This window comes from Duncaniella freteri, from assembly GCF_004766125.1.
Classification (GTDB): domain Bacteria; phylum Bacteroidota; class Bacteroidia; order Bacteroidales; family Muribaculaceae; genus Duncaniella; species Duncaniella freteri.
Window position 1 is genome coordinate 379,681 of sequence record NZ_SJSA01000001.1, and the last position, 14,774, is coordinate 394,454.

General features: G+C 47.7%; 7 protein-coding genes and 1 pseudogene. 1 reads left to right on the forward strand and 7 read right to left on the reverse strand.

The window, feature by feature from the left end:
- Positions 1–147: 147 nt before the first annotated feature.
- Complete coding sequence (locus EZ315_RS16590; RefSeq protein ID WP_262709755.1) at positions 148–1,233, reverse strand: endo-1,4-beta-xylanase; 1,086 nt, start codon at positions 1,231–1,233, stop codon at positions 148–150.
- Positions 1,210–2,748: pseudogene (locus EZ315_RS01735) on the reverse strand (glycoside hydrolase family 43 protein); the annotation flags it as partial. The pseudogene EZ315_RS01735 and the gene EZ315_RS16590, both read right to left, overlap by 24 nt.
- A 327-nt stretch (positions 2,749–3,075) precedes the next feature.
- On the opposite strand from EZ315_RS01735, the gene EZ315_RS01740 reads away from it, so the two are divergent.
- Positions 3,076–5,472: a glycoside hydrolase family 31 protein gene (locus EZ315_RS01740; RefSeq protein ID WP_135470075.1), complete on the forward strand. Its 2,397-nt coding sequence runs from the start codon at positions 3,076–3,078 to the stop codon at positions 5,470–5,472.
- Between the two features lie 345 nt (positions 5,473–5,817).
- Here the strand turns inward: EZ315_RS01740 and EZ315_RS01745 are convergent, their stop codons facing one another.
- The 5 genes from EZ315_RS01745 to EZ315_RS01765 form a co-directional block, all read right to left on the reverse strand.
- On the reverse strand, positions 5,818–6,918 hold the full coding sequence (locus EZ315_RS01745) for an ISAs1 family transposase (protein WP_135470077.1): 1,101 nt from the start codon (positions 6,916–6,918) through the stop codon (positions 5,818–5,820).
- An 86-nt stretch (positions 6,919–7,004) separates the two neighbouring features.
- Positions 7,005–7,910: a DUF4221 family protein gene (locus EZ315_RS01750; protein WP_135470079.1), complete on the reverse strand. Its 906-nt coding sequence runs from the start codon at positions 7,908–7,910 to the stop codon at positions 7,005–7,007.
- A gap of 130 nt (positions 7,911–8,040) precedes the next feature.
- On the reverse strand, positions 8,041–9,411 hold the full coding sequence (locus tag EZ315_RS01755) for a glycoside hydrolase family 43 protein (RefSeq protein ID WP_242452473.1): 1,371 nt from the start codon (positions 9,409–9,411) through the stop codon (positions 8,041–8,043).
- A 14-nt stretch (positions 9,412–9,425) separates the two neighbouring features.
- On the reverse strand, positions 9,426–11,807 hold the full coding sequence (locus EZ315_RS01760) for a glycoside hydrolase family 127 protein (RefSeq protein ID WP_135470081.1): 2,382 nt from the start codon (positions 11,805–11,807) through the stop codon (positions 9,426–9,428).
- A 111-nt stretch (positions 11,808–11,918) separates the two neighbouring features.
- Positions 11,919–14,762 (reverse strand): glycoside hydrolase family 98 domain-containing protein, encoded by a 2,844-nt coding sequence (locus tag EZ315_RS01765; RefSeq protein WP_135470082.1) that lies wholly within the window; start codon positions 14,760–14,762, stop codon positions 11,919–11,921.
- Between the last annotated feature and the right edge of the window lie 12 nt (positions 14,763–14,774).

Consider the following 14,774-nt stretch of genomic DNA (forward strand, 5'->3'; position numbering starts at 1 on the left):
AAAAAAAGCATAGACCGGGGATGAACTCCATGAGGTTGTCACACCCCGCTCTATGCTTAAAATAGTAACCTAACAAATCTTTTTACCTTTTTCTGCTTACCCTGCTGTTTTTTTCTTTTTTACCATTGAAATCTATATAAAGTCAGGTCATTTTTTATTCCTTATATAATCACCTATTATATCGTAAACTACTGGTTTGATCTTTCCTGCACGGTCTATGAATACCGGATAGTCAGTACGTCCCACTATCGGGAAATTGTTCTTCCATGATGACGCATCAGTGAGCCCCCATACGGTGAGACGGTCAAACACATCGGAATACTTGTCATACAGATTGAAAAAGTCTCTGACACGCTTATTCCATTCAAACTGCACCTCCTCCGGCACACCGTTGCGATAAGGGTTAAGGCGTTCATCATATTTGGCAGTATCCGATATATTGGCACTGGCATGAACAAACGGAAGTATGCTCACATCAAACTCTGTCGCCATCACATGCACACCCTCAGCTACAAATGCCAACAAGCTCTTCTCATATTCATCTATAGTAGGCTCATGAAGCCCGACATGCGACTGCATCCCAACAGCATCTATGCGCAGACCTCTCTTCTTGAGATCGCGTATCAGATTGACCACTGTGTTGCGCTTACCTTCCGCATCCATAGAGTAATCATTATAGTAGAGCTGTGCATCCGGATCAGCCTCATGAGCATACCGGAATGCCAACGGAATGAACTCAGCACCAAGAATCTTATAGAAATCAGAGTTGCGCCATGAGCCATCATTCTCAATTGCCTCGTTGACAACATCCCAGCCATGAATCTTACCTCTGTAACGCTGCATGACTGTAGTGATATGCTCCTTCATGCGACGCTTCAGGACTTCGGGAGAGACGAGATTGCCCTTTTCGTCATGACAGAACCAACGAGGACACTGAGAATGCCATATGAGGCAATGGCCTATGATCTTCATATTGTTCTTTACACCGAACTCTACAAACTTGTCAGCGTCAGTGAAATCATACACATCCTCCTCGGGGTGGATCTCAGCCGACTTCATACAGTTCTCGGCTACAATACAGTTGAAATTATCAGCAGCGAGCTTGCGTGCAGCCTCCGAATTTATATCGCGGACACCCAACGCCACACCTGCAAGATATTTTCCTTCAGTAGCCGATGCAAGTGAGGGCAGCTTGTTTGACGCTCCGTCATAATGGAAATAATCAACATCGATGTGGCCGCCTTTCTTCTTGGTGGCATAGTTGTATATCGCAAAGCGGCTACCCATAAAGAGCTTGCGGTAATCATACACCATCTTGAAATCCGGTCCTACTTTCTGCCATGAATCACCATCCATGCTGTAGTAGAATGTGGCTATATCCTTTCCGGGATTGAAATCACCGTCAATACGCAGATATACATTGTTTCCTTTAAGAGCTATCTTGCTGTAATCCTGCACTTCAACATCCGTAATATCCTTTTTGTCATCAAAATTAACGACCTCAGTTGTCATTACAAGATACTTCTTTTTGCCCTCACATACGATGTTGAGCAGACCGGAATGACCGTTAAATGCTCCAAAGCCGGCAACGTCGCCATCCTTCATACCTGAAATATCAATCTTGACGGAACCAGAGCAGGTAGGACCTGACATACGTTGGCTTATAGTATTGGGCGCAAAGTAGATATTCGGCACCACACGTGTGGTGTACAGACGCAGGCTTCCGGGAGCATCTTTCAGGCTCCAGCCCTTGTTGTCAGGCACATGATTCCACTGCCAGCAACTTGCAAGGGTCTTATTATCAAAATCATCACTTAATATCAGATTAGATTCCACAGCCTCATCGGAAGTCGGTTCTATAAGATAAGGAACTCTCCCTTCAGCATTACCGAGCATAGGCCATCCGTCACGCCACACACATGGCATCACAGTGAGAACACGCCCTACAGCACCTCTGTCCTGGAATATCATAGCACGCCAGCTTCCGTCAGGGCAATCAAATATACATCCCTGCCCTACATATGGGAATCCGGCATAATCTGACTCAAGAATCACCTTCTTTTCATACGGACCCTCAATGTTGTCGGCACGATAGCACACCTGACGACGCTTGCCGTTCTTCGGCCATGAAATCATGAGCAGGTAGTATTTGCCGTCATGCTTTATAGCACGGCTGCCTTCAAGCAGACCGGTCTCCGATTCGTCACGACTGAAGATGGTGGTATTGATTCCGCCCTCCTTCACTCCGGAGAGATCAGGCTCAAGCTCGCAAAGCTGTCCGGTTCCATAATATACATACACCCTGCCATCATCGTCAAACAGCAATGACGCATCATGAAAGTGCTGTGTACGGCTCACAAGAGTCCACTTTCCAGCCGGGTCATCAGCCGTATAGACATATGATTTGTATGGCTGGTCATTAGGAGAGAAAAGCACATAGAATTTTCCGTTATGATATCTGATGGATGTAGCCCATTGTCCGCGTCCATACACATTACCGTCAATAAGACGATATTTCGAATTATCGTCCAACGTGTCAAATACATAGCTTATGGTTTCCCAGTCAACAAGATTCTTCGATCTCATGACAGGGCATCCGGGCATCAGATGCATAGTAGTGCTTACCATATAATATGTGTCACCGACTCTGATCACATCCGGATCAGGGACATCCGCCCATATCACCGGATTCAGACGGGCTGAGTCATTCTTCGACCACGCCGGAGTGGTGTTCAGCAACCACGTCATAGCAACAAGAGTGAATATGCACTTGAGAATTTTCATGGAGTTTATTTTATTGGTTCATTTCGGTATGCAAAGTTATTCAGAGCTGATATATTTTTAAAAATAATTCTGAGTCATACTCATATATTATCGTAACATAACACTACTATCATGTAACATATTCGTTTCAATTCGTAATATCAAATACACACACCACTATAAATCAGCACACTACCTCATCGTACAAATTTATCTTACAATACAAGTATAAATCCATCTGAAACACTATCCTTTTGTACGGACTGCATAGTTTCCGTAAATTTGCATACACTCACCAATTGTCACATTCCTATGAGAAAATATGTCTATCCCAGAATCCTTTTAACTTTTATATGCGGCTTCGTCACACTGCATGCCGACAGCCATAACAACCATCCGCCAAAAATCACGTTCATAACACCATCCATCGTGAGAGTCCATTGGAGCATTGACAGCATTTTAGAGGACAACAACACCGGTATATGCGTGTACAAGCCGGAAAACGTTGATGTAAGGATCGTCAAGACCGACAGTTCCACATTATTCATGTCACCGGAACTGTCGGTGGAAATGATGGAAGACACATATAGCCTATCATTCAAGGATCATAAAGGTGTAACCACCATTTTGAGAGAGCGACACGACATGCCTCGTAACGGAGTATTGAATGTGACCGAACGCATTGTATATGACGAGAAATCCGCACGCATCGAGGATACAGCAAATGGCAAGGTGACAGTCAAGGACATAATAAGGAGGGACACCATAGGATATACCACGCGTTACATCAACCGATTCTGTTTCGATGATAAAGAAGCCCTCTATGGGCTCGGATCCCATATGGAGGACTACATGAACCTTAACGGAAAGACTCTTTATCTCACACAGCATAATCTGAAAGTGACAATCCCGGTACTGGTGTCGACCAAAGGCTATGGACTTATGTTTGATGCAGGATGTGCCATGAAATTTGACAACGGAACCTTTGAGCTTGATGCCGCCCGTTCACTTGACTACTATTTCATAAACGGAGGTTCCATTGACAATGTAGTGTCAGGATATCGCCATCTGACAGGTAAAGTGTCATTGCCCCCAAGATATGTGTTCGGCTACACACAATCAAAAGAGCGGTACACAAGCAGTGACGAGCTAATCGCCACTCTCTCCGAATACCGGCGACGGCACATACCCATCGATATGATAGTGCAGGACTGGAATTACTGGCCCGAAGGATGGGGATACATGAAGATGAACAGAAAGTACTATCCCGATCCCAAAGCTCTTGCCGACTCCGTACACAGGATGAATGCAAGACTCATGATAAGCATATGGCCCAATCCGCAATACTGCCCGCAGGAAAAGGATTTTCGTGAGAAAGGCTACATGCTTGATAACTCGGTATACGACGTGTTCAATCCTGACGCACGAAAACATTACTGGAAATATGCCAACGACGAATTTTTCTCCAACGGATTCGATGCATGGTGGTGCGACAGCAGCGAGCCTCTCGACGGCGACTGGAACAGAATGCCCGAGCCTAAGGACGGAATACCCTACAGATGGGGCGATCATGAAAGGAGGTGGTCGCTCAACAAGGATATCCTCAGCACAACTCTCGGAGCCGAGCGCAGCAGCCTATATTCTCTCTATCACTCAAAAGGCATATACGAGAACCAGCGAGCCACATCCACACGGAAGCGCGTTGTCAACCTCACCCGCTCAAGCTACGCCGGTCAACAAAGATACGGCACAATAGTATGGAACGGAGACACCCATGCCTCATGGGCGTCATTCAGACAACAGATCCCCGCCGGACTCAACTATATGGCTACAGGCAACCCATACTGGACGGTAGATGTAGGCTCTTTTTTCACCAAAAACGATGGCAGATGGTTCTACCTCGGAGAGTTCCCCGATGGTGTAAAGGACGATGCATACAAGGAATATTACACCCGCATGTTCCAGTGGGGGACATTCCTTCCCATGCTGCGCAGCCATGGGTCCGACACCCCTCGCGAAATATGGCGGTTCGGAGAGCCTGGAACAAGATTCTACGACGCAATACTCCGAATGATAAATCTGCGTTACACTCTCATCCCTTACATATACAGCATGGCGGCAAGGCAGACTCTGCACGATTACACAATGGCAAGGCTACTGGCTTTCGACTTCCCTGACGATCCTAATGTATTTGACATCAAGGACCAGTATATGTTCGGCAATATAATGGTATGTCCGGTGACAGTCCCTGAAGCAAAATCACGTAAAGTGTATCTACCGCACTCATCCTCAAGCGAAAAATGGACCGACTACTGGTCAGGAACTGTATATGAAGGTGGCGGATGGATCGACATCGAGACCCCCATCGACCGGCTGCCGCTCTTTGTGAGAGGAGGCAGTCTGATACCTACAGCACAGCCTACTGAATACGCTGACGCACAGATCGGATCCCCTATAACAATAAATGTATACCCCGGACGGGATTCAGAATTTGAATTCTACGAGGATGAAGGGGACAACTACAATTATGAATCCGGATCTTACACCACCATCCGCATAAGCTGGAATGACCGCAAACGCATCCTCACCCTCAATGCCCAAAAAGGCTCATACCCGGGCATGCCTACCTCCCGCAAAATCACTATAAAGACACCCTGGGGAGAAAGGAGTGTCAACTACAACGGAAAGAAGACCAGCATCAGGATTTAAGACATTCGATTCGAAAGGACATTGAAAACCGCCCCATAAATGCCACACAGAAAGCATTTATGGGGCGCGTCATTTCAACGTTTAGTCTATCGAAATCATGTCTATTACTATGTCATTATCATTCTGAGGGTCACATGCATTCTCTTGAAAAAACGCAATCCTGTCATATAATGGACACCATCCGGCAAATGTATTGTATCTATTGCGTTCGATCTCGAATTCATCTATGACCTTAAACTCATTGTCAAAAGTCATAACATAGATAGGACGATCATAGTATGCCTTGTCAATATTATCCGATTTGTCAAGAGAGGTCTCTCCAAGAGCAGGGCTGACGCATGAGATTTAACTATCCTTAAAGACTTTGTACAGATATTCAGTGCTCCACATACATTTTTTGCGTCTTCGTTTAAGGCTGAGTTTATCGTTCTGCTTTTTAAGCATTTCCAATGCATACTTGCGCATCGCTGAAAAATTGACAGCGCCATTCTTGGCGCGTACGCGGCACATATCTTCCTGAAACGTCACGTCGAGATGCCAGTGTAGTTTGTTCTCGATACCCCAATGCGCACGAATACGCATCGCATAGTAAGAAGCCTCATCTTTCTCCACGCTGCTGAGATAGTAGATTGTTTCACGCGAGCGGGCACCGTTCTCAGTACGCTCACGCTCCATCTTTATGATACGTTTAAGACCGGGCCACTTCTCGTACATTCCCTCCTGTTCCAAAAGTGTCGTATCCATAATTGAACAGGTTCTCTTCTCAACTCTTCCGTGCCCCTTTTCCTCGGTTGTGTATACCGATATTGGAGTAGTGCTACTAAAGATACTCTCCGTCAAGCCCTTGAGTATCGGCTGATTGTCTTTAAGCGCCATCAGATAGTCGCCGCCCTGGAGTATGATCTGTTCTGCGATATTACGGTGGGTCCCCATTGCGTCGACTGAAACCAATGCCCCTGTAAGCCATAAAGAGGACAATACGGACGGCAGAACCGTAAGTTCGTTGGTCTTGCCATCCACCGGCTTTTCGGCAACGCAGATTTCTGTTTCAGATACCCACGCATTGAGGATATACAGTCCGTGGCATCCGGGACTCCTGGGATTTTCACCCCGCAGTTTCTTACCGTCAATGATGACCTGATTGCCGCACAGGGATTCGATTATGTGGCCTCGGCAGCAATCAAGACTTGCCCGGAGCTGAGCGGGATTGACAGACTCTACAACACGAAGTATCGTGTCACCACACGGGACACCGTTGCTAAGCTTCAGCAATCCGGCGGCCTTGAATTCTTCCTCTCGGTCTGTAACCATATCCGATATGTCGTCACAGTCCTCACAATCACACAACACGCCGATGAGTGCCATTCGGAGCACATCCTCAAGCTCATGTTTAACCTTGCCCAAGTCGCGCGGGTCTTTTACTTTGCTGAAAATTTCTATTTGCATACCTCTAATATAACCATTTTCAGCAACATATGCAATATCTGAAAGTTTATTTCACATAATCAGGTGAATTTTTGACTGAATTTGAGTTAAATCTCATGCGCCAGCCCTGCTCCAAGAGTAATTCGCACAAAACAATCTTTTCCCGGAATCAAATATAACGGTGAATAAAAACAATTGGTGGCTCCGTACCAGCTCAATTCCTCCACAAATTTGCCATCGTACTCCTTAATACACTTATCCGTGAATTTACTTTTCGGTGAAATCATTCTGGTCGAATCACTTTTTCTGTCATAGATATAGACATTCGCCTCAAAAGGATAATTATATATTATACAATCTTTATAGAAACTGACATTCGGATAATCCATGAATCCATAATAGCCCTCATGAATTGGATTTTTTAATGCAATATGATTAACAACATTCTTTTCTGCGAAATCATACTCAATAATTTCATTTTTGCCTGGTTGCTTTATTGGATATAATATGGTATGATTATCCATATCTATTTTAAAATCAGATATATTGCTGCGAACATTACAGTCTATACGGCTAAAACCATTGTCAGGTAATTCGATCTTTGATATGACATTTCCTACGCTGTCAATTATTTTTATCGCTACAAAATCATAGGTGACAATAGTATCCGGACTATAAACTTGCAGACCATGAAGTTCCCTCATCACAGCATTAGGACCCTCGCTTTCGAGAGATATTGACCGGCTAACCGTATCTGTCTTCAAATCCAATATGTCAATAGCATGTTCCTTATAATTATATGAATATATACACCTGTTATTATGACAATAATCCGAAAGACCATAGCTTAATAATGAGACAACTGTAGGATTAGATTTAACTGTTATTGTCTCAGTCTTTAACAACCTGTCGGTTGCCGGTTCATCGTTTGCCGATGATTGGGATTGCCTCTTACAAGATTGAATACCAAACAAATATAGGGTTATAACAAAGATACAAAAATATGGTCTCATATTATGTGATAGATTATATTATTTGACTAATATACAGTGTAATAATGACCTCACCTAAACTTTTCTTTAAATGATAAAAAGTTTAGATGAGGTCATTGGTAGGAATCATATCAATCGCTCCACACCAGGACTATTTCTTAAATTCCCAATAGTCCCAGTTGAAAAGTTTGGGCCCCTTGCGACCTGTGAACACAAAGTACACATCATGATTGCCGACAGCCTCTGCTGAGAAAGGAGCCTCAATATATCTCCACTCCTCCCAGCCACCGGTGCCGGGCACCTCAAGACGTGCCACTATAGGACCGGAAATACTGTCGAGACGCACTTCTATGGCACCACCACGCAATGCACTTGCAACAGATGCCCCAAACGTACGCGGGCCCTCATATCCGAAATCCACATTCCGCAGCTTCAGGTAATCTCCGTTATGTATATCCGACACATACACACCGGTCTTGGCATTCGGCTCGGTGCTGAGCCCCTTGCTGAAAGCCATGGTCTCAGCCTCCACACGCCTGTAAGGATCAAATTGTGCGATAGGTGCCACACCCTCTTCTGTGGGACGTATCAGCGGAAATGTCCCGTCGGGATTATACTTGAACTCCTCTATGGCAACACTTCGTCCGAATCCGCCACCGCCAGGCAGTTTGCCTGTATGGTAACAGAAATACGAGTGCCCATTGAAATCCATGACTCCGCAATGATTTGTAAACGAGTCGGTCCCGCCGAGAGGCATAATCTCGCCCATATATTTCCAAGGACCCACAGGCGAGTCGCTCATTGAATAGGATATATGTTCGGGCACACCTCCGGCAGCATAAATCAGATAATACTTATCGCCACGGCGCATGAACCAGGGACCCTCGGTATACATGTCCTTATACTTCTCCCCTTTCTTGCGCTCCTTTATCGCCGGCGCGCCGAAGCCTTCTATTGTCTGCTCCACTTTTCGCACCTCTCCGTCAAACGATATCATATCCTCATTGAGCTTGGCATAGTATATCTCAGGATTGCCCCAATATATGTATGCCTGTCCGTCATCGTCGACATATACCGTAGGGTCTATATTATCCCACGAACCGTTGTCAAACAATGGGGCACCCAACGCATCCTTGAACGGACCTACAGGCGAATCACCGACAGCAACACCTATAGCCATGCCACCCGAGAGCTTGGAATGAAGCGGCACATAGAAATAGAACTTACCGTTACGCTCCACACACTGAGGTGCCCATGCCCGGTCATCGCCCCACGCGAAATCCTCGATAGCGAGCGGTGAGCCGTGATCAGTCCAGTTGACCATATCTTTGGAAGAGTACACACGCCACTCCTGCATCCAGAAGAAATCCGCACCGTCCTCGTCATGTCCGGTGTAAATATAGAAAGTGCCGTCATGCACCATCGGTGCAGGGTCAGTGGTGTAACAGGTCTGTATCACAGGATTCTGAGCTGATGCCGCGAGCGACATCCCTGCAAGCAATGTTGTCAATAGTATTCTCATAAGGCAAAATCTTTTTATTGTTTTTCGGGGGCAACAAGCCTTAAGTTATACACGCCTCCGGCTGTGTTGCCCTTATTGCTCTGGAACTTCACTTTTATGAACTCCTTTCCGTCGATCATCGATGCCGGAATCGGATACTCCACATCGACAAACTCCTCTTTGTTCCACTTCCCTCCGACATTCTCATCAGTCAGAAGCGTGTCATCGATAAATATCGAGAAAGCGCGCTTGCCACCTTCATTACCCCAATAACGGACACGGAGAGCAAGCTCCGACTTTCCTGACGGTTTCATTCTGTAGGTGAAGAAACCTCCGTCAGAGGCATCACGCCATGCAACACCGTAATTCACACCTGAGTTTGACCGTTCACTCTCCATAAAGTGATCGGCTTCTGGCTGCTGTTCACCAGTGTTGACAGCATCCACCGTACGGCGGTCAAGCGCGAGCATTGCCTCCTCGGCAGCTCGTTCACGCTCAAGATATGCATTGTATTCGGCAGGGGTCATCATGAGCCAGTACATCATATAGCGACAATCGTGCAGACGTGCAAAAGGCTGAAGAGTCAGCTGCTGCGACGGATCGGACGTAACACCTTTCACCACATAAGTCATCCCCTTGCCGGGAACTGCCTCGGCTGAAGAGAGGCGGGAAAGTATGTCGGAACGCTCTCCGACAAGGATGGGAGTATCAAACACCGACACCAACGGACCGCCTGCAATGTGAGCCCAACGGCTGTCATCGGCCACAAGTCCGTTCAGCCCCTCCGTGCCATAGGATGCACCGAGAACAATAGGGCCTCTTACTATAGAAACATATTCAGGGAGATTCGGCACCTCCTCAAGACGCATCTCCATCGGCAGATTCACCTCTACCACATCGCCATTCTTCCATTTACGGTCAATCGCTACATACGATTCAGGCTTCGCATCAACAGTATAAGCCTTTCCGTTGACCTTAACAGTCATACCCTTGCACCACCCCGGATAGCGCACCATGATAGGAAAGCGGCGAGCCTTGCGTGTAGAGATTGTTATTCGGGTGGACTCACTGTCGGGGAAAGCCGTCTCCTGAGTGACGGTTACGCCTTTTTCCTTCCAGTTAAGACGCGATGGCATAAAGAGGTTCACATAAAGAGAGTCCGACTCATGGGTATATATAAACTGTCCGTACTTACCATGGTTCTCCATACCTGTGCCCACACAGCACCACATCGCAGCGTTGGGCTGGGAATACACACGGTAATGCCCGGGGCGTGCGGATGTGAAGTACACATATCCGCCATGATCAGGATGCTGCGACGAAAGGATATGATTGTAGAGTGCACGTTCATAGAAGTCGGCAAGATGTGCATCAGGCGACATGCGGAACAGCCCCTCGGTGAGTTTGAGCATATTGTTTGTATTGCAGGTCTCCGGACCTTCGCGATCGGTAACATAGCTCTTACAATCCTCTTTGGAAGCGAAATGCTCACGACGGCTGTTGCCTCCTATCGAGAGCGAGCGTGTGTCAGCAACAGTGTGCCAGAAGAAACGTGACGCGTCATAGTAATCCGCATCACCGCTGAGCTCGGCAATACGCTGGTAACCCACAACCTTGGGCACCTGAGTATTTGCATGCTTGTTGTCGAGGTTGTCAACACCTGCCACCATGCTGTCGAGAAGCCAATGATGGGAGAAACGCTTTGCTGCATCAATATAACGGCTGTCGCCTGTCATCGCATAGGCATCGGCATACACCTCGTCCATGCCGCCAAACTCGTTGCCCAGCATCGACTCCATGCTCTTATCGTCAAGCGGAGCTATGACAGTAAGCCCCCAGTCGCAGAATTTAAGGAACATATCCCTGGCAGTCTCGTTCCCGGTGTACACCCATGCGTCACGCAGTCCGGCATACGTCTTGTGCACATTGTACCATGGCACCCAGTACTTCCATATAAGGTCAACATTCCCTTTTCGCAGCTCGTCCCACAGCCTGGCTCCATCGGGCACACCACCCACATAGCCGTCGCCGTTTGCGTCCTGACAACGCTTAAGCTCCGAGATCACATAGTCCATACGTTCCTTAAGCTCCGGAACACCTGTAGCGGCATAATGGATGGCGAGTGCCGAAAGATAATGTCCGCCGACATGTCCGTCAAGCCCATCCCAGCAAGGGAAGCTTTCAGCCTTGGGAGTGAGACCTGCCTCCTTGAGATATGGGGCAAGCAGCCTGTCCGTGTCATACTTCAGAAGCACATGCACATTGAGGTCACACGCATGCTTGAACGGACCGTCAAGCAACTCAACGTCCCCGAGAGGGAACTCATTGTCGTAAAGTCTGTCCTGAGCCTGGACACACAGATGCGCCGACATGAACATCATCGGCACGATCCAGGATTTAATATTAATTTTCTTCATAGATTCCACAAAATAAATAAAAAAAGAGGATGTATCATAATTATATCAATATATAATTACGACACAACCTCTCTAAAGGGATTTATCATACAAGATAACTCTTGCCCGATGCTACTCTACGGCTTCGACAATTACATTGTCAAGATAGAGTTCGCATGAACCTGTGGCATTTGCCTTAAGTTCTATCACGTTAGATCCTGCATTGAGATATGCCGCTGTTGAGTTTACATACCATACTGTCTTGTCGCCACCCGACTGAGTGAACTTTGGAGACCCAACCTTCTCACCATTTACATAAAGGTCGTAGTTGGTGACGTCGGCTGACTCGGCACGATAGCGGAACTTGATGGCATATCGACCCTCGGTGAGCACACTCACCTCATCACGGACAGCCACATTGCTGCCGGTGCCCATGCGGAGATAGCCCTGACCGGTGTAGTTACGCACATCCTTGTCATATCCGCTTGTGACACGTCCATCATATTCGATGTTCTTGAAATCGAACACCTCTGCCTCATGCTGACGCGGACCATGATAAAGTTGCGGGTTTCCAGGCATCTGAATAGTCGAGTAGGTGTACTCTGTGAGACGGCCGGTACCATTGCCCGAACAGTTCACTGTGATATCGACAGGACCGTTGTGGTCCACAGTGAGAGTGAGAACGCCGTCAGCCCACGACTCGCTCACCTTGGCTGTAGCCTCGGCACGAGGGGTAAACTGAACAGAAGGCTTCGATGTCGCGCCATTGATCTTTATTATCGATCTTGTGGACTTTCCGTCCTCCTGATACTTGGTGAGATAGAAAGTGACACGGTCGCTGTACTCCTTCCATACGGTGGTCGCGAAAGTCTCCAGTGTGAACTCTACATTCTCGCAAGTATTATACTTGAACGGCACCTTGGCACTCTTGACAGAGTTCCAGGGGTTATATGTCACCCAAGTGTTCTCATGACGTCCGGCAAAGAGATCGCCGGTGTATTCGCTGGGGAACACACGGTTGAGTTCACGAGTCTTGTCCGATGTATTGGACCAGGAGTTTATGATCTCCGACTGATTGCGCACATACTTGAATTTCTTAGCCATATCTCCGGCAAACTCAGCCACCACAGGTATAGCCGGGTAACGTCCTGTCTTGCGAAGATAGAAGAAATTCTCCTCACGTCCGCCATCATGGTCCAAGGCACCGATACCCTGGTGGAACCACTTCGGCAAGCAGTACTTGTCAAGATCCGAACCGCCAGCGATATCCTGTATAACGGCATACTTGCATCGTGCGATCACCTCATCACGAGTGAGGAGACGGATAGTACCGTCAATGATCTTACGATAGAGATCTATATTGATATTGCGGAACTGTGCGAAAGTATCCCAGCTACGGGTCTTGTAACCGTCGGAGACATCAATGATGCCGGTCTCCTTGAAGTCCTGACGCCATATCAGCTCAGGACCGTCATATACGGTCTGACCTGTGAGAGTGATATGCTCAAGAGTGAGAGCGGCTCCAAGTGCCACAGGGAATGTATTGTCCTGCTCCCAGTTGGGGATACCATAGTAAGCAGCAGCCTTCTCATTGAACGCACACTGGTCGAATCGGAGTCCGTAGTTGCCTGCATGACCTGAGAGCCATACACCCATACTTGCAGCCTCCACCTCATAGAACATGGAGGACTGGGTGTACTTCTCACAATATATGAAATTCTCGGGATACAGAGCTGTGGTGCGGGCAAAGTCGGGATTACGCTTGATCATAGCCACAGGATTGATCGGAGCTGACCACTGGTTGGAGCAGAAACTTACCGTCAGATAGCCGCCATACTCATGAGTGAGCTTGAGAAGCTCGTTCCAGTGAGCCACACGCTGTAGCCATGATGGTGAATAAAGGGCATCGGTTGAATCAAAGCCCCAGAACTGCTCGCAGTAGTTGAATCCGAGGAAGTTGGGATATGTGAAGAATTCCTTGTACATACCGTACTTCTCCTCATCGAACTGAGAGTAGGTCTCAACATCAGGGAAATGGCTGTAACCGCCCGACGAAGGCTGGATCATAGCCCAGAGATTATGCTCGCCACAGCTGCGGAGCCATGATTTCACAAGCTCGTAGCCATATTCGCTCACCTTGAACCGTCCTGTTGATTCATCGTGGCTCACAGAGAGCGAAAGGTTGAATATACAGTATGGACGCACATCCTCTGGTATAAGGCTGATGATCTTCTCAGGGTCGGCATAGTTCCAGCAGTCGATATGCACAAACCATGCCGGATGATCGGCATCGATGGGTCGACGCAGGCTTCCGGTGATAGGCACATCGGGAGGAGTGCTGCCTCCGCCTGCCGCAAGTTGCAGCGGCTCGGTATCGTCAGAGAAATATACAGTGACATTCTCGGGATCGGATATGTCTACAGTGCTAATGGCACTGATCTGCTCTCCGCGTGAAGCCGGACGCAACACAGTCTTGCCATAGTCAAGGGCGTCCACCACCCAATCTCCGTTCTCATTGATGCTCACGCGCGGAGTCACAGCCTTGGCTCCGGTGACATTGATCTTCTCACCGGCACGTGTCGCCGAGGTGAGCCATTCACCGTCGATGGTCCAATAGTACACACCATCCTCATCGGGCATAGCTGCTACAGTGGGAGTATAGGTGTCGGGCTGCTGCGGAAAATCAGCAAGAGCCCCCACCTTGGTCCTGAGCGACACAGTGTTGCCGTCGGAGAATTCTACCATAAAGCCAGCATCGTCAGGAAGTACGGTTGTCTTGCGTACCTTGGAGCCTGTCTCCTTTGCCTGCACAAAGCTACGCACTGCCGCGATATTGGCATTTATGTTATCGACCGGAGTCTCCACAGCCTCAGGCTTAAGCACCGGAGCTGTGAACTCCTTGTCGTCACACCCGGTGAACATCACCGAGAGTGCCGACAGGAGTACAGCGGTCGAGAATAAATGATTGATTTTCATAATCTCGATTTA